General features: G+C 59.4%; 15 protein-coding genes. 10 read left to right on the top strand and 5 right to left on the bottom strand.

Translation table 11 applies throughout. The features are described 5' to 3' along the window. Positions 1-90 precede the first annotated feature (90 nt). The 3 genes from KQI84_05150 to KQI84_05160 all read left to right on the top strand — a co-directional run bounded on the left by KQI84_05150 (position 91) and on the right by KQI84_05160 (position 1,993). Entirely contained in the window at positions 91-531 is a 441-nt protein-coding gene (locus KQI84_05150) for a hypothetical protein (protein MCB2154251.1), read from the top strand. A 31-nt stretch (positions 532-562) separates the two neighbouring features. After that, positions 563-1,348 carry a hypothetical protein gene (locus KQI84_05155; protein ID MCB2154252.1) on the top strand — a complete coding sequence of 262 codons (786 nt, stop codon included), beginning with the start codon at positions 563-565 and terminating at the stop codon, positions 1,346-1,348. Between the two features lie 342 nt (positions 1,349-1,690). Then, the gene (locus KQI84_05160; protein ID MCB2154253.1) at positions 1,691-1,993 is read left to right on the top strand and encodes a hypothetical protein; all 303 of its coding nucleotides are present in this window, start codon (positions 1,691-1,693) and stop codon (positions 1,991-1,993) included. 89 nt (positions 1,994-2,082) lie between these two features. Here the strand turns inward: KQI84_05160 and KQI84_05165 are convergent, their stop codons facing one another. Next, a complete protein-coding gene (locus tag KQI84_05165; protein MCB2154254.1) occupies positions 2,083-3,567 on the bottom strand; it encodes a hypothetical protein in 1,485 nt (494 codons plus the stop codon). Between the two features lie 191 nt (positions 3,568-3,758). Between KQI84_05165 and KQI84_05170 the strand changes: the two genes are divergently transcribed. Together KQI84_05170 and mqnE are read left to right on the top strand one after the other, a co-directional pair. Beyond that, a complete protein-coding gene (locus tag KQI84_05170; GenBank protein ID MCB2154255.1) occupies positions 3,759-7,598 on the top strand; it encodes a serine/threonine-protein kinase in 3,840 nt (1,279 codons plus the stop codon). 61 nt (positions 7,599-7,659) lie between these two features. Beyond that, positions 7,660-8,793: an aminofutalosine synthase MqnE gene (gene mqnE, locus KQI84_05175; GenBank protein ID MCB2154256.1), complete on the top strand. Its 1,134-nt coding sequence runs from the start codon at positions 7,660-7,662 to the stop codon at positions 8,791-8,793. A gap of 4 nt (positions 8,794-8,797) precedes the next feature. Here mqnE and KQI84_05180 read toward each other — a convergent pair whose 3' ends face one another. From KQI84_05180 to KQI84_05195, 4 genes are all read right to left on the bottom strand, one after another. Beyond that, positions 8,798-10,090 (bottom strand): O-antigen ligase family protein, encoded by a 1,293-nt coding sequence (locus KQI84_05180; protein ID MCB2154257.1) that lies wholly within the window; start codon positions 10,088-10,090, stop codon positions 8,798-8,800. A 16-nt stretch (positions 10,091-10,106) separates the two neighbouring features. Further along, positions 10,107-11,378 (bottom strand): glycosyltransferase, encoded by a 1,272-nt coding sequence (locus KQI84_05185; GenBank protein MCB2154258.1) that lies wholly within the window; start codon positions 11,376-11,378, stop codon positions 10,107-10,109. Between the two features lie 152 nt (positions 11,379-11,530). Continuing rightward, complete coding sequence (locus tag KQI84_05190) at positions 11,531-11,791, bottom strand: zinc ribbon domain-containing protein (GenBank protein ID MCB2154259.1); 261 nt, start codon at positions 11,789-11,791, stop codon at positions 11,531-11,533. 118 nt (positions 11,792-11,909) lie between these two features. Then, a complete protein-coding gene (locus KQI84_05195) occupies positions 11,910-16,379 on the bottom strand; it encodes an efflux RND transporter permease subunit (GenBank protein ID MCB2154260.1) in 4,470 nt (1,489 codons plus the stop codon). A gap of 553 nt (positions 16,380-16,932) precedes the next feature. Between KQI84_05195 and KQI84_05200 the strand changes: the two genes are divergently transcribed. The 5 genes from KQI84_05200 (at position 16,933) to rseP (ending at position 22,603) form a co-directional block, all read left to right on the top strand. After that, a complete protein-coding gene (locus KQI84_05200) occupies positions 16,933-17,865 on the top strand; it encodes a hypothetical protein (protein MCB2154261.1) in 933 nt (310 codons plus the stop codon). A gap of 232 nt (positions 17,866-18,097) precedes the next feature. Continuing rightward, positions 18,098-18,868 carry an immunity 42 family protein gene (locus tag KQI84_05205; GenBank protein ID MCB2154262.1) on the top strand — a complete coding sequence of 257 codons (771 nt, stop codon included), beginning with the start codon at positions 18,098-18,100 and terminating at the stop codon, positions 18,866-18,868. A gap of 32 nt (positions 18,869-18,900) precedes the next feature. Continuing rightward, complete coding sequence (locus KQI84_05210) at positions 18,901-19,605, top strand: hypothetical protein (GenBank protein MCB2154263.1); 705 nt, start codon at positions 18,901-18,903, stop codon at positions 19,603-19,605. A gap of 244 nt (positions 19,606-19,849) precedes the next feature. Next, complete coding sequence (locus tag KQI84_05215; GenBank protein MCB2154264.1) at positions 19,850-21,049, top strand: 1-deoxy-D-xylulose-5-phosphate reductoisomerase; 1,200 nt, start codon at positions 19,850-19,852, stop codon at positions 21,047-21,049. Between the two features lie 3 nt (positions 21,050-21,052). Beyond that, positions 21,053-22,603, top strand: a complete 1,551-nt coding sequence (gene rseP / locus KQI84_05220; protein MCB2154265.1) for an RIP metalloprotease RseP — start codon at positions 21,053-21,055, stop codon at positions 22,601-22,603. The last annotated feature ends 21 nt before the right edge of the window (positions 22,604-22,624 follow it).

Below are 22,624 nucleotides of genomic sequence, written 5' to 3' on the forward strand. Positions count from 1 at the left end.
AGATCGGCTGCCAGGATCCCCACCCGCGGCCGGAGCGTCTTCTCGTACACAGCCACCGGATAAACCACGCCAAGATACCGGAGAGGAATAGTGGCGGTCCCCGTTTTCCAGAGAGCGACCACACTCCTTGCTCTTGCCATCCTCGTGGCGATCACTTCCTGTGCGGGCCGGATGGATGTTGCCGGTCGTTATGTCTGTGTTGAGGATCCGGGCCAGACCCTTCTGTTGTACTCGTCAGGTGACTTCATACATTCCTTTACGAGAAACGGAAAGCTCGTGAATCGACTCGGCAGGGAATACAAGATTGACGGAGATCGGATCGTACTGCGTGGCTTCGCCGCTCCTGATGTTCACGATCTTGCATACCGTTGGGAGTCCTACAACGTCGTCTTCAAAGGGGGAGTTATCTACATACCATATACGTTGGAGATGCCAGGAGGGGACTCTCTCCATCGCTTCGAAAGGGCGGGACCACTCACGACGGGCGACAAAAAGCTACTGCAGCAATTGAAATCACCGGGAGGAAGTTGAATTGCCTCCAGAAACGGCCGGAGCATAGTCTATGCAGGACAAACGTACACTTTCAGGCCGCATCATCGCAGGACTTGGCCTACTCTTGACCATTATTCTGGTCCAGGCTGTGATCATCATAATTCTCCTGGCTGAGAAGAATCCCGAGTCAACTTCCGGACCCGAGAGCGCAAGTAAGAGTGGTATTGGGGAATCTGCCTCCCATGAGGAAATACTCTCTACTTTCCAAACTGGCCCGCCGACATCTGATCCTCTTGAAGGGATTGAGTCCAATCCTTCTCCACTAATCATTCCTCCGAGCCTGGAGCGCATGCATCTTCTGGGCCGCACAGAGATTGGACGAAAAGCATACGGGTGGGCGGCGGCGTTCGATGAAAAGTTCGAATTGAAGGGCGAACTCGGGAAGATTAGCCAGTCGCTTCTTGCTGACGGTTGGACTCCCCATCCATCTGGCCTCCTCTTTGATGATTCCTCCGGTGACAATCAGCTCTTCTTTGTTGCCCACAACCAGCCGTACCAATTCCAGATAAATCGCCTTGAGTTTGCGAAGAAGGGCAAGGGGTACATCCTCTATGAAATCTCCCAGGATGACTTCCGAAGCGACATTCGAAGCTTCCGCATGATTTATCTGGATGCCGAGATGCTAAACATCGCTCTTTGCAGATTCGATCGGAAGGACATCTCATCCCTGGGCTTGGGTTTGGATGATTGCGGCGATGTGTCCTCCGAGAGGCTTCAGTTGCTGGATCCATACATCCCATTCTTCTTGGGAAACGATGCCACGAGGAGAGATCTTCTGGAAGAGATCTTCAGATAGTCGCAGGAGATAGGGGAGAAAAGCTGACGATCCCCCGTTTCCCCGCAACGAGAGAAGAGCCCATAATTGACGGAGAGAAATGGAAGAAGGCTCTGATTGCGGGGGAATCAGCGTTGGCGTTGGCACTCTTGCTGGGATTGCCTATGGCGTCTACCGCTCCATGGGGGATACCGACGTTGCAATGAAGGCTATTCGGATTCTGGCAGGTCTGATCTTGGGATACTCAGCCGGCTCTCTCCTAATCCTGTTCCCGCTATCAGTCCGAATTGGACTCCGAGAACTGTGCAGGCGAGTTGGGATTGCTGAGCATTCTCGGATTGAAGAACAAGAACAAGGGACAAAATGATCTATCTCACAATAGACGGCATGTCTTCTGGCACCGGCATTCGGGACTCGGTTACGTCCGAGTATCTTGAGCCCGAGGCACTTCACTTGTCCGACGCAGTTCGGGGGAGACTTGAGCATTGGCTGGGAGAATACAGAGAACTGCACATGCGAAACTACGCGGATGCAGGCGAGAGAGATCGTCTTGACGAAGAGGGATTAGCGATTGCCCGGATCATAAAGGGCGAAATCCCCGGTTCCAAAGTGAATTACTTCTCGGACGCGAAGTGCACAACCACTTGGAATGTCGAGAGCACGTGACATCCTTGAGTGAATCTCCTCTCTTCCCGCGCTGTTGCTGCAAAGCTGGCCATCGATCGCGTGTCGCGATGCTCTCCTCCCGCACCCGCTCACTCCTCCGCAACGAGTCGCCCGTTGCTTGCCCAGATGCGCGTTGCCGGATCAACCGGGAAGAGGAACAAGAACACCTTATCCAGTCGCTCCGCCCAAAACTGCTCGCTGTGGATCGCGTCGACGTCGACGCATTGTTGCAGGTTGGGCCCGATGGCGTAGCCGTTCTCCAGCAGTGCATCGCGCGCCTCGAAGGCCGCGCCCATGCCGTCGTCGCTTCGGCCGGACTTCGTGCCGCTGTCGATCCACAGGCGCATGTCCTGTCGCTTGCCTGTACGGAAGCGTTCAACGATGCGCGAGCACTCGTCCTCCGCGTTCTTGCCGGAGATATCGAACGCCGAAGACATCGCCGCATTGTTTCGAGCGAACTCGGGGAACTCCCACGCGATATAGGCGGAGAAGATCCCGCCCATTGACGATCCGCAGGTCGCCCGGTCTTCGGGATCGGACAACGCGCGGTAGTTCTCCTCAATATACGGAGCCACGCGGTCGCGATAGAAGGCCGCCATTTTGTCCGCCCGGCCGGGCTTCTGATCTTCCGGCGGAGCATCTTCCCGCCCACCCCACGAACCGTAGGGCGGCAGGTACTCCCAGACGCGCTGTCCGCCGTTGTTTCCCACGCCGACGATCAGGCACTCGCGCATGCGGCCCTCGCCGATCAGCCGATCGGCCACGTCGTCCGCGTGCCACGATCCAATGAAGCTGTCCTTCGCATACGCCTCGAACAAATTCTGCCCATCGTGCATGTAGATCACGGGGTACTTGCGATCGGGGAAATTGTCGTAGCCTCTCGGTGTGTACACATAAACCGGACGATCCGGGATCGTCTCGGTTCCCGGAAAGCGATCGATCTTCACCACGCGCGACGGAGAGACATCGGCTGGTGGTTCGTACGCGAAGATCTGTCCGTCTCGCACCCACAAATCCATCAGGCCCGTGATGAAGAACTCGTCATCGGTGAATTTCGGCGACATGTACTGCCCCTCCGATTCGCGCAGGCGAAACTTCCACTCCCCGCGGCCGGGCAAATCCTCCAGCACCGATTCCCACAAGCCGTCCTCAGTCTTTTCGGTCCAGATGGGGATCCAGCCGCTGATCGGAAAGTAGTACTCCAACTGCGGGGCCTCCGCATCGCTGTAGAATCGCACATGGGCCGTCCGTTTCGGCGCTCGGTTGCCGGGGACCTTCATCTTCAACGGCCCCGACAATTCGCGGATCAAGGCATTCGGACGCGCCATGTACTCGGGCGTGTCGCGGCACATGATGTAGCGATACGTGAACCGGGTCCCGGCCGGCAGATCAATGGCCAGCTTCCACTTCGGGAAATCGTAAGGCGACATCTTCACCGCGTTGGCTGGATCGTTCTTGCCCAGCTCGGGCAGACTGCCGACCACGAAGATGCTCTGGCCGAAATTCGTCGAGTACTCCGTCTCGAACTCCACGCGAACCAGCTCCGGGCCGTCCGCCCACAGGGCAGTCGTCATCAGAAGGACTCCAATCAGCAGAAAGCGCACGGTTTCCAACCTCCTGTGCGGAAAAGACTTAGCCCGAGCAGACCGCCCCGGCCCGTCAATCGGCAAGTCGAAACGTTCCCCCCTCAGGGTTTCCTTGCGTTCCCGAACTTCCGGGAGAGAATGGAGCCGACCAACGCACCGTCGCATCGGAAAATCGCCAGATGGCCGACTCTCAGGACAAAACCCCGTCGAAGGGCGCCCCGGAGGATCTCCCGCGAGATTCCTCCCAGACATACAACCCTGCCAAAACGACGGCCGTGTACTCCAATCCCGACGTCCCCATCGGCGAAATGCGCAAGACGTTGCCGCTGTGGGAGACGGAAGCCTCCGGCGATCTGCCGGAGCACCCCGCTCTTCCGCACGTTACATTGGGACGGAATTTCGTTCTTCGCGAGTTGATCGGCAAAGGCGGATTCGGCGAGGTCTGGGAAGCGCTCCAGGTTTCTCTCGGCCGGACGATCGCCGTCAAACGCATGAAGCACCAGTTCGACGACGAGCCTCACTCCAGCCGCTACCTCGAGCACCTCGAGTTCACGTTCCACCAGGAAGCCCTCACAACCGGCAGTCTCGAACATCCGAACATCGTCCCCGTTTACGACCTCGGGCGCGACGCCCAGGGGCGCCCCCTGTTGGCAATGAAGCGCGTTCGCGGAAAGCCCTGGGATGACATCATCGACGCCGATGCGTTCTTGTCTCCCACGGATTTTCTGGGCAAGCACCTGCCCATTCTGGTCGCCGTTGCTCAGGCGCTTGCCTACGCGCATTCCAAGGGCATCGTTCACCGCGACATCAAGCCCTCGCAGGTCATGGTCGGTGAATTCGGCGAAGCGCTACTGATGGATTGGGGGCTGGCGGTTGTGTTCGATCCGCAGCGCGCCGGCGAAGAAATTCCTCCGATGAGCGAGGCGGGCTGGATCGCGACGACAGAGACGGCGCCAAACCCCGCTGGCACGGCCGCCTTCATGGCACCGGAGCAAACCGAAGAGGACGCCTCGCGCATCGGTCCTTGGACGGACGTGTTCCTGCTCGGATCGACGCTCTACTACTTGCTCACGCTCTCGCCGCCGTACAGCGGTGATGATCCGAAGAGCGTCTACTTCCGGGCCATGTCGGCAGAATTCCCGAAGCCGGATTTGCGCGCGCCCACACGCGACATCCCGCCGGAGCTTTCCGTCATTGTCGAGAAGGCCATGGCTCGCGACCCGGACGATCGTTACGCATCGGCAAAGGACTTTCTGAACGCGATTCAAGATTACCTGACCGGCGCAACGCGGCGTCGCGAATCCTGTGCATTGACCTCCCAGGTTGCCGAGCATCTCGAGTCCGACGCTGCCAGCTACGGTTCGCTTGCCGAGTGCGACAACTTGCTAATCCGCGCGCGCGAGTTATGGCCCAACAATCCGGAGGCAGGCCCTCTCCGTGAACGGGTTCTGACCAGCTATGCCGAGTCCGCACTCGCGAATGGCGACCTGAAACTTGCCCATTTGCAGGCCGAACGCATTGTGCGTCCCGAGGCGCGAAAGCCGCTGCTGGCGCGCATTTCCTCTGCGCAGGAATCCGTCCTTCGGCGCGATCGCCAGCGCCGGCTCGCGATCGGTGCCACCGTGATTCTACTGTTCGTCATCGGATTCGTCGGCTTCGTTCTGCACGATTCGCAGCTTCGCGCCGACACCGAAGCCGCACGCCGGCGCCTCGACCAGGAGCAGGCCGCCCGGGCGCAGGAACGCACGCTGCAGGAGGCGGAGCTGAAACGTCTCTTCGAGCGCATCAATCAACTGCGCATGACCGAGAACCAGTTGGCCGAAGAGCTCTCCCATGATATTCCACTTCCGGCGGAATTGCATGCTTCCGAAGGCGAAGGATCCGATGCACTACGCGATGAAGCGCGAGTCCGCGATCTGCTGACACGCGTCGACCAGGCGCAGCGCAATCGCCGCGAACTGGCTGAACTTGTTCCTGCCGGCACGCTCGAAGATGCACCATTTCCGCTGCTGCTTGCAGAAGCCAATCTGGCGACTGCGCGATCAGTCGGCGCCGACGATTATCTCCGGTCCTTCGAGCTTTATCACCGCGCCCAGCAGGAACGCGATGAACTCCCTGAGCCATGGACCGGTATGGGTGTGGCTGCTTTCCGCGGAGGCTATCCGACGTCGGCGACGGTCTGCCTCGCCGAAGCCAGTTCGCGTACGCTGGCGCTGCGCGGCGAAAGCCATCCGGATTATGCGCGCGCACTGGCGCTCGAAGGCGAAGCGCACAAAGAGCTCAATAGCGAAGACCAGGATTACATCGAATACTACCGGCGCAGTATGGAGATTCTGCAGCCTCAGTGGTCCGAGCTTTCGCTCACACTTGCCGATCGTGCGCAGGAGTTGGGGCTCTACAAGGAGGCGACGGCCTATTCTTCTCCCACGCTTGAAATGAATCTGCGTCTCTTCGGCGAACACGATCGCCGCACGGCCGATGCGTACGAGACGCTCGGCACAAATCTCTTCATGAGCGGCGAAGTATCCGATGCTGAGCCCTATTTGCGAAAGGCGCTTGAACTGCGCCGCGAAGTCCTGGGCCGCGAGAACAGCGACACCGCGGAATCCTGCGAAGACCTTGCGATCACGCTGGCCGATCGAGGCGAAATCGAAGAAGCCCTCAAGCTGATGGACGAAGCGCTCAATATTCGCCGCGAACTGCATGGCGAACGTCATCCCGACACTGCGATCGCCTATCACACGATGGCGATGTTGATGGCGCAGGAAGGGCGATTTGGCGACGGCGAGGAATACGCTCGGAAAGCCCTCGATATCGATCGTGAAATCCTCGGCCCTGAGCATCCCCGCACAGCGCGCGATGCCGATTCGCTCGCCGTCATGCTTCAGTACCAGCGTCGTTTCCAGGAGGCGCAGGAATACCTGGAACTCGCAATGCGCGTGCGCGTCGAGAAACTCGGCGAGAATCACCCCTCCACGGCAACGTCCTACCAGAATGTTGCTTCGAACCTCGGGCGGTTGGGCGATGTTGAAGGAGCGGAGCGTCTGTCTCGCAAAGCGCTTGAGATCCGTCGGCGAATCTTCGGCGACCGCAGTCCGGAAGTCGCGCTCGTCCTCAGCAACCTGGGAGCGCTCCTTGAATCGCAGTCACGCCTTGACGAAGCGGACGCTGCGCTCAAGGAGGCAATCGGGATTATCGAAGAAACTCACGGCGAGGATGATCCGCAACTCGCCATCTATTTCAACAATCTCGCCCGCGTGTTGGAGAAAGAAGAACGTATCGACGAAGCTCTTCAAATCGCGCATCGGGCGCTGCAGATTCAGAGGCAGAATTGGGGCGATACTCACCCAACTACGGGCGTGTGTTTCGCCAATCTTGGACGGCTCATGGTTTATAAGCAGCAGTTCGATGACGCCGAATTGTTGCATCGCAAAGCCGGCGAGATCTTTGATTCCACGATGGGCGTTGGAAACCCTTACTCCGAGATACTCAATCATCGGTGGGTATGGCTTATGACGCGCCGGGCTGAAACCGGCGCCCCGGTCGATGCAATGCGCCTAATCGCATTATCGCGTGGCCTCGTCGAATCCGGGTGGGCCACTGAGACGCTCAGCAAGAAGGAAATGGACGAGGATCTCCTCGCAGGAATGCGCGGACTTGTTGGTGGTCTACTCGCGCTCGATCCGTCGATGAACGATCTGGCCCGCCGCGAGTACCTGCGTGCCCTTGCTTTGGCACGAATGCTCGCCAAAGTTGACGACGGCAGCCTGACCACCGAGTTCGCCCGCCCGGTGGCTGAGCGCCTCGGCGTAGAACTCAAGTATGGTGAAGCCGTCGGCGCGCCGGAGCCAACTGACGGCCTGTACGACCGCGAGGCACTGCAGGACTATCTCGACAGCATCGCCGCGCCAATTGACTGGGAGACGGAGCTTCCCGCGGTACTCGATTGGACACCGGATGAGCCGGAACTGCAGGGCGAGGCGTTCGATAAGGCTGTGGATTCCATCCTTGAACGGTGAGTCGGCCCTCTCTTTGCTTCTTCACCCGGAAGATGCGCAGTAACACACGGAAGGCAGGCTGATGAATATTCCCATTCGCGACAAGAATCTGAACAAAATCGCCGACAAGGTTATGGCGGGCGAGCGCCTGTCGTACGACGACGGGTTGGTTCTTTATGGCACGCACGATCTGCCCGGCCTCGGGGCCCTGGCCAACTGGTCGCGCGAGTCGCGTCACGGCGACAAGACATTCTACAACATCAACCTGCACATCAATCCGACGAACTCCTGCTTTGCATCGTGTATTTTCTGCGCATTCGGTCGGAAACCATTCGACGAGAATGCCTATATTCTGAAACCGGAAGAAATCGTTGAGCGGGCCCGCGCGCAGATGCCCGAAGGCTGCAATGAGATCCACCTCGTCGGCGGAATCGACCCGCGCCTGAAGGTGGATTATTACTGCGACTACATCCGCGCACTGAAGTCAGCTTTCCCGCACGTCCACATCAAGACACTGACGCCGGTCGAAGTGGAGTTCATGGCGCGCCGCGGCAAGATCTCCATCGCGGAAGCCATCGAACGCCTCCGGGAGGCTGGGATGGATTCCATGCCCGGCGGGGGAGCGGAAATCTTCGACTCGGAAATTCGCGAACAGATTTGCGAACACAAGTGCGACGCCGCGCAGTGGTTCGAAACGCACCGCGAGATGCACAAGCGCGGCATGCGCACCAACTGCACGATGCTGATCGGTCACTTGGAGGAAGCTCGCCATCGCGTCGATCATCTGATTCGTCTGCGCACGCACCAGGACGAATGGGTTTCCTACGATGAGGATGGAAACCAGAAGACTGGCTTCCAGTGTTTCATTCCGCTATCGTTCCATCCGGCGAACACAAGGCTTTCTCACCTACCCGGCCCAACCGGTTTCGACGAACTCCGCAACATGGCGGCCAGCCGACTGATGCTCGACAACATCCCGCACATCAAGGCGTACTGGATTATGCTCGGCATCAAGCAGGCACAGGTCGCCCAATGGTTCGGCGCCGACGACATTGATGGCACGGTCATGCACGAGGAAATCTACCACGACGCCGGTGCCCGAACGCCGCAAGGCATGACAGTTTCCGAAATCCAGCGAATCGTTCGCGATTGCGGCCGTGTACCCGTTCAGCGCGATTCGTTGTACAATGAAATCGAGGCGCAGTACGTCGATTGAGCGGCTAGGCTGCAGTTGCTTCTTTCGTCTCGACAACGAGCATCCCCGCCATTGTCCACAGCAGCAGGGCCACCTGGCCTTCGTTGAAACACGCGACAAGTCCGTAAATCAGAAATGCGATCAGGACGGCCAACGCGACGCGCGTCCCCGGCATGGCATCGTGCTTCAGCGCGCCGATGCCGAGCCACAGCAGCGTTCCGACAAGCCATGCGTACGCCGCAAAGCCCGCCAGTCCAATCTCGGCCATTGTCTGCAGATAGATCTGGTGCAGGTCCGGTTCGCGGTTGTCGGTCACCAACTCATACTTCTCGATGCCCGCATGGGTCGTGAAGATGTCGCCGCCATAGCCAAGTCCCAAAACCGGATGCACGCCGATGCGATCGAGGCCCTGTTGCCACAGGCCGATTCGCCCCGACAGCAATCGATCTGGCTGTCCGATATCTTCAACCAGCGTCGCAGCGCGAGCCCGTCCCAGCGGTGAAGCCAGGACAAACACCGCCGCCAGACCCGCAATGGCCACCAACATCCACCAGCGCCCTCGCAAGAAGACGATTGCCAGCACCGTCGAGATTGCGGTCGCAACCCACGGCCCGCGTGATCGCGTCAGCACAAGAAACCACAGCGAAACCACGCACACGACAATCGCCGCAACAAGCCAGGCGCGCTTTCGATTTCGGAAAGCATTCAAGCCGACGGCGACAGTCGCCGGCAGTGCCAGAATAAACACCATTGCCGATCGCGTGTAGCTCTCCAGCATTCCCTCCGCGCGCAACATCTCCGCGCCATCGGGCGTGAAACTGACCTTCACGAAGTCCTCTGCGCCCGCATAGAAGAGCACGATTCCGCCGATCGCGCTGATGCCCGCCGCCACAAGGAACCCGCGCAAGATGGTCATCTGCCGTTCGGAGTCGGTTGCCCAGGAAGCGACGATCGCAAACAGGATCAGGAACCAGAAGTGTTGCTCGAAGAACGTCGAGAAACTGTATCCTACATCGATCGAAAGCCCCGACGCCGCCAGAATACACACGGTCAGGGCGATCACGGGCCACTGCACGGCACGCAGTCGCTTCAGCGAAACCCAGCCGCACCGGATTGCCCAGACGCCGAGCCCGATCGTCGCGGCCATCAGCAGCACGCGCCCGGCGCGAACGTTGTTTTCAAATGTCGAGATGACGATGAGACCGGCCAGCGCCCAACCGATGCCGCGCAGAGTCCACTGCTCGGCCTTCGGCGAGGTCAGCACCGCCAGTCGGCCGGCGGGGGAGCGCTTCTCCTGGGATTCTTGGCTGACGGACATTCGGATGCCGGGCGGATCAGGGAGTCCATTCCTTGCGCCGGGTTCGACTCTTCCGCGCAAGGCGACTGAATCGTGTTCTGAAAATGGCGCGACTGATCGGATCCATACGGCGGGGCGGATCGGCCGGGGCTCCGGCCACCAATTCTTCGTACGTCTTCTCCATCTCGCCCAGGAACCGTTCTCGGTTGAAATCCTGAGCGCGCTGCAGCCCGCCGTCAACCAGTCGAGCGCGCAAATCGTCATCTGTCTTCAGGCGAACAAGCGCATCGAGCAGCTCCACCGGGCGGCTCGCATCGATCAGGAGCCCATTCTCTTCCGGCGTCACAACCTCCTGTGGGCCGATGATGTCCGGCGCAATCACGGGCGTTCCGGTCGCCATGGCCTCGATGAGAGACAACGACAATCCCTCGTTCTTCGAGCACAACACGAACGCGTCCGCCGCCGCCAGGTAGCTCGGGATGTCCTTCGACCATCCGACGAGTTGCACGTTCGGGGCGATTGCAGAGCCGCCTTCCTTCTCCGCCTGGGCATCCAGATCGAAGATTACTTCCTTCAGACGATTCAGCAACGACCCGCCGCCAACGAATGTTGCCCGCCAATTGCCGAGCGGGCTGTTGCCTTTGACTGTCGAGAGACTGAGCGCCTTCAGCAGCCGTTGCGGCGCCTTGTGGGGCTCCAGTCGGGCCGTATGGACAATATGGAAGACCTCATCCGGAACGCCGATGCGCTTTCGGCATCCTGGCCGATCGGCCAGAGCCTTCTCGTATGGCCGCAGATCGATCCCGTTCAGAACCACACGCACCGGCGTTTCGCCGATCTCGAAGTTCCTCTGGCAGAAATCCTCGATGCCCTTCGAGCAGGTCAGCACCATGTCCGTGTGCGGAGCCAGCAGCGCTTCCATGCCGTGGAAGTACTTGTTCAGTCGGTGTTCGTAGGTGTTGTGGTAGTGCGCAATCTTGTAAGGAACGCCCGCCAGAACCGCCGCAGCCCGGCCGGCGAAATTCGCGAAGTCCGAATGCGCGTGCAGGACATCGATGCGTTCATCGCGCAGAACACGCGCCAGGTGATCGATGTCCCTCGGCCGATACGAGCGCGAAACGGGCACACGCATCGTGCGCCACCCGTGGGCGGCCGCTTCGTCACGGAAGTGGTTCGGATTCTTGAAATTGATCAGAATCGGCTCAAACCGGGAGCGATCCAGACCCCTCATCAACTCCATGATGATGGCCTGAGTACCGCCGGTCTCGAGGTTTCCGACGACTAATGCGATGCGAAGAGGACGACCCAAAAGAAAAAAACCCGTTCGCCAGCCGAGAGCTCATTATCGAAAGCACAACCGGCAAAGTGAACGGGAACCAAAGGGGAGCCCTCAACCTGAAAAAAACCCGCCCGGAAAAAACCCGGGCGGAGATTCGCAGAATCTTGAGTTTCGTGGAGTAATCAGTTGTCAGCGCAAGGACAGCATCCGCTGCCGCAATCGCCGGACTTCGGCGCAGGCGTTCCAGCCGAGGCATTCCCGCCCTTGTAGTCCGTGATGTAGAAGCCGCTGCCCTTGAAAATGAGGCCCGCGCCGGCACTGATCAGGCGCTTCAGTTGTCCCTTTTCGCCACACTCGCAATCCGTCAGCGGCGCATCCGACATCCGCTGCTCCACCTCAAACTGGCGATGACATGACTGGCACTCATAAACGTAGGTCGGCATTTTCCATTACCTCTGCCTCAGAAAGTCCGGCGAATGCTTCGGGCTGCCGGGCGCCTCTGACAACCCCAAAAGCAGGAAATGGGCCCATTTGCGTGCCAGGCTGAGACAGTATTGGGTGCTATTCTCTCCCCAGAACCCCGAGCAGCGCATCCTCCAGGCTGGCGTCCACGTTGGCTGCCCGCGGGTGCGGAGCCTCCGGCGAGATCACCCGCCAGCCGGCGCTGTCGCCCCGCGCGTACCGGAACAGCACGCGGCCGCCCGCCGAAACGATGCCTTCGCGCAGACGCTCCGGGTCGTCGCCGTTCAACGGAATCTCCCAGATCTGGTTGCGCCACTCGCCGCGGAGATCCAGCGGCGGACCCTGGAACAGCAGTCGGCCCTGATCCAGCACCGCCACCGCCTGGCAGGTCTCCTCCAGGTCCTCCACGATGTGCGTCGAGAACAGGACCGTTCGGGTGCGGGCCAACTGTGCCAGCAGCACGCGGACCTTCACGCGTTCCACAGGGTCGAGTCCCGCTGTCGGTTCGTCGACGATCAAGATCGGTGGCGCCTGCAGCAGCACGCGCGCGATCCCCGCCCGCTGTCGCATACCGCCGGAGAAGGTTCCGATCTTCTCGTTCAGTTCATCTTCCAGGTGAACTTCCTTCGCCGCGCGATGGATGGCCGCGTGGCGCTGCGCGGGCGAAGCCAATCTGTCCAGTCGCGCCAGGTGCGGGGCCAGGTGGGGATTCGTTTCCGGAGAGATCTGAACCTTCCGCAGCGTCCGCGCCGTTAGCATCGCGAAGTAATCGAGGTACTCGTACAGCGTCATCCAATCGTAGTGCCCGTGGTTCTGCGGCAGATAGCCGATCAACGGGGCTAATTGCTCGCCGGCTTCGCGTTGCGGTACGCCGAAGATGCTGACCGTGCCGCGCGTTGGCTCCATCAGTCCTGCGATGCACCGCATCAGCGTCGTCTTGCCTGCGCCGTTCGGGCCCAGCAAGCCGTACAGGCCGCGCCCGATCTGGAGCGTCACGCCGTCCAGCGCATCCACGCCGCGCCGCGGCCGGTGCCCGAAGGGATAGCCCTCGCCCGGCAGCAGTCGCGGAATCCGGCGCCAGCCATCGGTCGGATACAGAACGTGCAGGTTGCGCAGCTCGAGCGCCACCTCGTTCGGATCGATCGGCTCCGTCGGGATTTCAGCGATCGCATCCACCTCATCCGGGGTTGGGTGGAAACGTTCCCGCCGCAGCGCCAGCACAACCAGCGTACGCACATCGCCAATCGCCTGCTTGCCGAAGCGCCACATCCCGCGAACAGTCCCGCGCGCGACGCGCCAAGCTGTGACGGGCAGGCGCTTGAAGATCCACGGAGCGATCTTGCGGAACAGGCGCCACGCCTTCCCCGGCCACCTCCACGGACGCCACCGCCAGAATGCCACAACGGCAATGATCCCGCGCATGATCCCATTTGTGACGCGCTCGAACGTCAGGAAGGCCAACCGCCAGGTTCCAATCCAATACGGTCTGGCCCACATCACGAAGTCATCGCCGATCAGGTACATGCACGGCAGCACCAGCAACATCAGGAACGTCGCGCTGGTCAGACCGCCCAGCACCGTTACTGCGACCGGGCGCCACTGCGAGGTCTCGCCGCCGCTGATCGCCAGCGGCATCAATCCCAGGGTCGTTGTCAGGAACGTCATGACGATCGGGCGGAGGCGCTGGTCGGCCGCCTGGAACACGGCGCGACTTCGGCGATAGCCCTTCTCCACGCGATAGCGCAGCGCCGTGTCCATCAGCACAATGCCGTTGTTTACCGCCAGTCCGTTCAGCAGAATCACGCCGAAGGCCGCCAACTCGTCGAAGGGCAGCTTTGTGATCGCAAGGGCAGCCACGATGCCGATGATCATCAACGGATTCGTCAGGATGATCGTGAACGGGACCCAGTAAGATTCGAAGACCGCCGCCATCACGACGTAGATGAGCACCACCGCCGCCAGCAGAACGAAGATGAAGTCCTGCTGCCGTTCCTGCAACTGCCGCTGCTGGCCCTCGAATTCCACGACGATACCCGCTGGATTCGGCAGGGCCTTGATGATGTTTTTGATCGACGTCAGCAACTCGCCCGCATCCGCACCCGGGACCCACGTATAGTCGACATACAGGCTGCTCTGACGATCCTGGCGCGTGATGCGTGCGGGAGTCTGCGCCGCGCGGAAATTCGTCAGCTCGCCGAGCGGCACGCTGCTGCCGAGCGGAGAGTAAATCGTCATGTCCTGAATCTGCCCGACCGTATCGATGTCCGCGCCGGCAAAGCTGATCGTCACATCGGTCCGGTCTTCGCCATCCTTCAGAACGAGGCTCGAAATCGTTCCGCCGGCTCGCGTCGCGCCGATATACTGGCCCAGCGTCTGCGCGTTCACGCCGAATAACCGCGCCTTGTCGCGATCGACCAGCGCCTGGTACTCGGGCTGAGGATTCTCCGTCCGAATCTCCGCATCGATGATGTTTGGCAGCGCACGCACCGCATCGATCAAACGGTTCGCGTACTGCTCGATGATATCCTGATCGAGCCCCTTCAGAACCAACTGCCCTGTCGTGCCCGATTGCAGCACGGCGGCATCCTGTCCCGGTTGGTCATCTCGCGTCAGACTGATCTCGCCCCCCGGAACATTGCCGATGAAGTCCGGCATCGATTGTCGAATCGCGGATAGCGTACGGCCGCTCGGGCGTTCATCCTCCTCCAGCAACTGAATGTCGAAGGTCGCCTGGTCCTGGCGGAACCAGACGCCGAAGCGATCAATATCTTCGTGCTCCAGCAGACGATCTTCCACAAAGGACACCGTCCGGCTGGCTTCCGATGTCAGCGTGCCCGGCGGCATCTTCATGTACACGCGGAAGACCTGCTGATTGCCCTCCTGGCTCGCGTTGGCTTCGCGAATGGTATCGCAAGCCTCGAGCATTACGAACGCCAGCAGCAGTCCCACGATCGCCAGCACGCGGCCGCGGTGCCGCAGGCAGCCCTTCAGGATGTAGCGGTAGATTTCGCGCATGCGGCTGTTCGTCGGGTTGAAGTGCTTCGCCGCGCGATCGAATTCCTCCGCGCCGCGAGCCCCGCGATGCCGCACCACCGTCTGCAGAACCTTCGATGCCAGCATCGCTGAGAGCGTCAGCGCCACCAGCAGCGAGATCAGCAACGGGAAAACCAGCGCAAGGGCCGGTTCCTTCACGAACAGCTTGAACTCGCCATCGATGAACAGGAACGGCACGAACGGCACGACCGACGTCAGCGTCGAGGCGAACAGCGCGCGGCCGACTTCATCGCCGCCCTGTCCCGCCGATTCCAGCGCCGGCAGGTGCCTGGAGAAATACAAACGGAAACAGTTCTCCACCACCACAATCGAGTTGTCCACTAACATGCCTACACCCAGGGCGAGGCCGATGATGGAGAAGATATTGATGCTCATCCCGAATGCATAGAACAGATTGAACACCGCGATGATACAGATTGGAACTGACGCGAAGATAATCGACGACACTCGCCACGAACGGAAGAAAACCATCGGCACAATCAGCGCCAGCACGGCACCGATCAGCGCCAGGTTTCGGACCTGGCGGATGACCTCTTCCACGATCTCGGCAATGTCCGTGTCGATCTTGACTTCCGTGCCCGGCGGAAGCTCCTGGTTGATCTCCTTGATTCTCGCACGAACCGTCTGGGCGAGACGAATCATGTTCTCGCCCTCTTCGCGTTCGACATTGATGCCGATCGCGTAGTTGCCGTTCGCGCGATAAACCCACCCGTCCAGCGCCTTGCCCTCGGTGACGTTCGCCACGTCCTCCAGAGACACGATGCCTTCGCTGTCGACCGGAATGCGGCGCAACTCGTCGACGTTCTTCACCGGATCGTTCAGGCGAACGTAGTGGTTCTCTCCCGGAACATCGAGAGTCCCAAGGAACGTATCCTCGTTTGCTGCGCGCTGGATCTTGCCGAAAACGTTCTCGAAATTCAGTCCGAACCCGGCCAGCCGATCGGCATCGATCTCCACATCGGCCGCATCGGCAGCAAGCCCGCCGACTTCAACCTTCGCGACGCCGGCGATGCCTTTCAACTGCGGCTCCACCTTGTCGCGGACGACATCGTAGAGCTGATCCTCTTCGAGAGGACCCTCCACGGACAGCGCCATCAGGAAATTCTTGAAGTTATCCGTCGTGAACGGAAAGACCTGGATCTCCGTCCGCCGATCATCCAGGCCCTGCTGGAACGAGTTCAATCGCTCCTGCAGGTCGATCGTCGTGAAGCGAATATCCGTGCCGTCCTCGAAGTCCGCCCGGATCCACGTTCCCCAAGTCCCGGTCCAGGATTCGATCTTCTTCACCCGCGGCAGTTCGGCAATGATGCCCTCGACCGGCTTCGTCAGCGACTCCAGCGTATCCTCGGGGCTGGCCCCCGGCTTCTGCATATAGATGCCCAGCTTCGGCACCGTGATATCCGGGATCAACTGCATCGGGAGCTGCTCGTACGACACGATACCCAGCACCACGATCGCGATGAAGACCATCAGCGTCGTCACAGGCCGTCGAACGGCGAGACGAGAGATCCGCATGGGGGTAGTCAGCTCCGGGAGGACGATACACCACGACGCCGCGGCCCAGCCAGGCCACGCGCCCTGGATGTTATAGTATCATGGAGCCGGAATGCTTCACCAATCCCGCCACCTCAATTGCACGTCGCCGCCCTCGCGCGCCGATCGATCGCTGCCGCCATTGCCTCGACCGGCCCAACCCCCTCCCGTGACCTCCCGCAAAGCGTTGTGGTGACTGCCTTTGTGCTTCCAAACCTTCAGAAGAACCCGACGTTGAATACTGGCCCAGGATCTATCTCTCTTGCCCTGGTGCTGGGCGCAGTGTTTTCTACCCTTGGTGATATTCGGGGGAGGTCCCATCAAGCCACTGGTTGGATGCATCACCTTGCCCGACGTTGCGTGTCACGTAACGCTCCGCGGCAATCGCCGTCGCCCCACAAATTCGGGCGGAAACCGAGAAAGCAGAAGTCTCCCGGCCGGATGGGACTGACGTTCGATGAATAGAGTGTCCTATCCCCGAATGTTCGATTCTCCCGAGTATCTAGGGTCAGAGCGTGGTGGAGGTTTCACAGCAATGCACAAGATTGGAGCCATAGTCCTGATGCTCCTGGGTAGCCTGATATCGAGTGGAGCTTGCGGGGAGAACGTGGCGGACTGCGAGATTATGCCGGCAGTGGCTCAGGACAGTATCTCCACTATGTCTCTCACGGAAGAGCAAGTTGAGAAGATCCATGAGATACTCAGCACTGCAGCTTGTCCATCTACGGAAATTGGATGGACGGAGGAAGAGTGTCAATCAAGCCTGGTGATCTTCGATTCGGCTCTAGATACGTTGGGGTACTCCATTCAGCCAGCTCAACTCGCAGAGGCGACATCACTTGAGAATATAGATATCGCAGCCAAACTCGTCGTCATAGCAGAAGACAAAATCCATCGGCCGGAGTACTATACTGAAATCATTCAGTTCATCCAAGCCGTCGAATCACCTTCGCAATCCGGGATCGCGGATATGGCGTTTAAGGTTCCTATAGAGGAAGTTTGGCGGTTGCCTGTCGAGTACACGTTGCTGCGACCCTACCAACAGGGAGATGGCTTCAGGAGAGGTCTCTTCTTCAGAATTTGGCAAGAGGACCTTGGTAGCAAGATGGGCTTCCGATCCCCAGTCTTCCCGACCACTTACATCTATTTGTCAAGGACTGCCTCCGAATACGCCAACTCCGGGCGCTCCCTGACACTAGGGAATTTCAGCGGGGTCTGTCCTCTCCTGATCGATTCTCCCGGGAAGGAGCAATTCGCCTTAGTCCTCGCACTCCTTGACTCTGCCAGGGCATGCCTAGGTAGCCAAAGCGGCTTCGATGACATGGTACGAATGGTCGCGATTGCTTTGGCCTCCAATCCGAAGTGGGAGGAGGTCATCTTGGCTTCCGGGCAGGAGATGGAACTGAAGTACGGGGAACTGTATGATTTCCTCTACCAAGAGTATCATAGATTCGACGAGATGTGGTGATTTTCGTGGCGACTCAGCGACAGGCTCCTCTCCCACCCACGACGTCTCTTCAGAAAGAAGCGCATCGCGCGATTCCCCGCGCGCGCGCCCAACCCAGTGGATGAGAGTCTCCCGGCTGATGGAACCGACGTTCGATGAATAAAGTTACTTGTACCCGAATGTCCTATCTCCAGATTTCAATGGATGCTATGGAGCTGCCCAGGGACCTGAAGTGCCAACTGGGAATCGTGAAATGATAATTGGTGATGTGCAAGTCTTCGCAATCGAGCTGACCCCGGAGAGGCCAATGGGAGGCTTTGGCCTCCCAGGAACTGCCAGTTACTGGGTTGCGGGTCATCGACTGGCAGGAAGTGACGATTCCTGCTATCTTCTGGAGACCCTGGGCAACCTGGAGGATATCCTTGTATACTCACAGAAGAGGGAATCTCATGACCTGTTTCTCTTATCCGAGGATTCATTGGCCAATATCCTCGCTGAGGGACTCTATGGTGAATCAGCTCCTGATTTCTCAGGTCTTCCCAGCCAGCTGAAAGACGAGAACTGGTACAGATTCAGTCTGTCTCTCCCCAGTTTAGCTTCAGATCGCTGTTTTACCTTCATGGTGACCTGCGAAGGGCGGGCGAGGCTACTTGTGGTGGATATCGATTTCACTTGGTGCAGAACTTGTGCCGCGAGTGCAGATCAGATAGAATCGGTCCTTGAGCGCGCTTTTGAGCAGCTGAGTGCCTGGAAAGCGGAATATGAGCAAATCCTGAAACCGGAGGACGTTCCTGAGCCCGTAGATGCTCAGCGAGTCTATGAGACGACGGCTATCCGGGCTGAAGACATGTGTTCGTGGTGGGGCGTGAATGGGCATGGTCAGGTCTACAAGTACGAGCTGCAGCCGAACGGTCGAGTCCGATTCGTGGAGGTTGTGCAGCCGAATCACATTCCTGAGAGCGTGAGAGAAGAGTTTCGAGAGATACTCGGCGGCAATGATCAGGAAGCATCTCCCTCTTGTTAGTCCCCGAATATCCCAACAAGGAGGGTCTATTCGTGTTTGGTGAAAACAAGATCCGAAGCTTCTGCGTGATGCTGTTGTGCCTGCTTCTGTCTCTGTATCTTGCTCTTCAGGTGTCTGCGCAGATCGATCAACCTCAGCGGTCGAATGCGCTCGAATTCACTTGGGAGAACGTGGACCCAAGTGAAGTTGTTTCTGGTGTCGTCTGGCAAATCAGGAGGCGCGAGATGGCCACGGATGTTGTACTGGAGATTCGGATGTTTGGGCGCTTTGGATATGTTCCACTCGTCGCGATGGGCGATGCAGAGCCGCTACCTCAAGTACGGTTCGATAGAATCCAAGTCAGTGCTGAGGGTATCGAGGAGCTTTCCGAACAGTTGAATGAACAACTAGATGGTTTTGAGGTAGAGTATCTCGCAGATGTCGACATTCTCCTGATTTCTGAGGCAGGACTGTCAGAAGATCTAGACTGGCCATTGAACAAGCGAGTCCGAAAGACAGTCGGGCTGACCTCAGATTGCCAGATAAGCATTCAGAAACACCCAGAACCGGTAATCGATCTGGAACTAGATACCGCGAGACACTACTTCCACCAGTATGTGTCGTCACTGGGTGGAGATGCGCACTACTTAATTATCTCTCAGAAGCACGACAAAACGATTGCCGTACATCAAGATTCCTTTCCAGCCTTCGATCCCAGTTCTATCCCGAATTACCGCCAAAGGCGTGCAGTGCAATAGCCGCTCGGCGAATCATGGGCAGGAGACCCTTTCGTCCGAGGCCCTTCGTCAGAAAGAACCGCATCGCTTGATCTCGCCCCCTCGCGTCCACCCCAGTGGATGAACGCTTGCGCATACGCGTGCACAGAGCAAGGCGAAGTGCCTGCTGAAGACCCGCGCGTGCTTCGGATTCAAAGCCCGGCTTGACCTCCCGCGAAGCGTTGTGGTGACTGGCTTTGTTCTTGCAGACCTCCGAAAGAACCTTATGTCGAAACGCGCCCTCACAATTCTCGGCTCCACAGGCAGCATCGGTACCCAGGCCCTCGATGTCGTTCGAGCCCATCCGGCTCACCTTCGCGTCGAGGCTCTCAGCGCCGGCGCGAACGTGGACCTGTTGCTGCGCCAGGTTGCCGAGTTTCATCCCAAGTGGGTTCATCTGACCGATGAACGAGGCGCCGAGCGGCTGCGCGCCGAATTGTCAGGCACCGAGGTCCGCGTTCTGAGCGGCCCGTCCGGCCTGCATCGGATCGCCGCCGAGCCCGAAGTTGACATGGTCGTCGTCGCGACCGTCGGGTGGACCGGCGTCGAGCCGACGCTCGAAGCGATCGAGGCGGGGCGCGAAATCGCCCTCGCGAACAAGGAAGTCCTGGTTTGCGCCGGCGACATCGTCATGGAGGCGGCCCGGCGCTGTGGTGTGACGATCTGGCCGCTCGACAGCGAACATAACGCCATTATGCAATGCCTGGCGGCCGGCCCCGTCGGACCGCGGGCACCCCTGCGCCGGATCATCCTGACCTGCAGCGGCGGCCCCTACCGAAACGCCTCTGCGGAGGAAATCCAGTCCGCAACCGTCGATCGGACCCTCGATCATCCCACCTGGGACATGGGCCGCAAGATCACCGTCGATAGCGCGACCTTGATGAACAAGGGCTTCGAGATCATCGAGGCCCATCACTTGTTCGATGTGCCGCTGGAGCGGCTCCAGGTGATCATTCATCCCCAATCGATCATTCATTCCATCGTGGAATATACCGATGGCTCGATGATCGCCCAGATGGGTCAGACGGATATGCGGCTGCCGATCCAGAACATCCTGACCCAGCCCCACCGGCGGCCCACGATGATCGAGCCGCTGGATCTTGCACAGGTCGCACGGCTTGACTTTTCCGAACCCGATATGGACCGATTCCCGTGCTTGCGGATGGCCTACGACGCCGCCGCGCGCGGCGGGTCCGTTCCCTGCGTACTGAACGCCGCCAATGAGGTGGCGGTCCAGGCCCACCTGGATGGCCGGATTCCCGTCGGGGCCATTGCCCGCGTGATCGGCGATGTGCTCGGCCGCCACGACGCGCAGCACCGGCCGGACCTCGATGCCTTGCGCGCCATCGATCGATGGGGGCGCCGAGTGGCCGCCGAAGTAATAGAAAACCTCCCCGGTTCGACCGGCAAAACGGAGACGACGTAATCGATGATTGAACTGATGGGTTTCATGATGCTCGCCGATATCGGCGGCTGGCTCGGTCCGAAAGTGATCGGCTTCCTGGGAATCGTCGTGGCCTTTGGCCTGGCGATTCTTGTGCATGAGTTCGGTCACTTCATCACGGCCAAGCTCTTCAAGGTTCCCGTCGAGCGTTTCGTCATCGGATTCGATAACGCCGTGATGCCGCTCATGCCGAAGTGCATTTGGGAGAAGAAAATCGGCGAGACCACCTACGGTCTGTCGCTGATGCCTCTCGGCGGTTACGTCCAGATGAAAGGCGTTGTTCATCCCGAGATCCAGAAATACATCGATGGCGAAGACGCGCCCAAGAGCGACGACCTCGTCGAAACGGATGCTGCCGGGCTGGAAATCGCCACGCACTCGTCCGAGGCCAAGAACGACAACCTCGTCAACCAGGCCCTCGCCGATCAGGCGGCGCTTTACCGCAAGCCCTATTGGCAGAAGCTCATCATCTACAGCGCCGGCGTGATCATGAACCTGATCCTCGCCTGCGTCGTCGTCGCGATCATCGGCATCAAGGGCGAAGAAGTCGACAAGCCCCTGCCCGCCGTCGTTGGCTGGCAGGCTCCCGCCTCCTGGATCGTAAGCCAGGACATTCAGCAGGGCGACAAGATTCTCTCTGTCAACGGAACCCCGGTTGAGACTGACGAAGATTACCTCAAGGCTCTTCGTGAGGCTCTTCCTGAGGACGAGGATGCCAAAGAAGCCGAGATCGTTCTCTCCCTGAATCGCAGCGGCGAGACCATCGAACGCGATTTGACTCTGCCGATCGGTGAAGCTGCGCCACAGGAGCCAATCTCGGAACTCGTGCAACTGACCTCCCGGCCGGCTTACGTCGAGTACGTCATCATCAATGCCCCCGCCGACAAGGCCGGCCTGAAACACGGCGACATCATCGCCGGCATTGATGGCGAACCGATCGACGACTGGAACGAGATGGTCGATATCATTCGGGGAAACCCGGACAAAGAAATGGCCTTCACTATCCTGCGCGATGGCAAGGAATTCGGCGTGACGATCGCTCCACAGGAATCCGCCCGTCGTGAAGGCACCGGCGAGATTGGCATCTTCCCGGGCACGCCGGAGAAAGTCATCGTGAAATTGGGCGTCGTTGAAGCGATCGTCAGCAGCCCCATCGTCGTCGCCAACAATACCCTGATGTACGCGCAGAACCTGAAGAAGATCGGCAGTTGGATTGTGCGGGGCCAGGTCAATAAGGTTCGCCAGGAACTCGGCGGTCCGGTGGCAATCGCCCAGATGGCCGGGCGTCACGCACAGCTTGGGCTTGATCGCTTCCTGCAATTCATGATCATGCTGAACATCGCCCTGGCCGTGATGAACCTCCTTCCGATTCCCGTTCTGGACGGCGGGCACATCTGCCTGGCCACCTACGAAGCCATCTTCCGCAAACCGGTCCCGGCCAAGGTCCTCGTGCCAGTGCTGCAAGGCGCCGTCTTCCTGATCCTGGCGTTCGTGGTCCTCGTCACATTCAGCGATCTCTTCAAGATGTTCAGTTGAGAGCCTTCTAATCTCTGGATT

This window comes from bacterium, from assembly GCA_020444065.1.
GTDB lineage: Bacteria > Sumerlaeota > Sumerlaeia > SLMS01 > JAHLLQ01 > JAHLLQ01.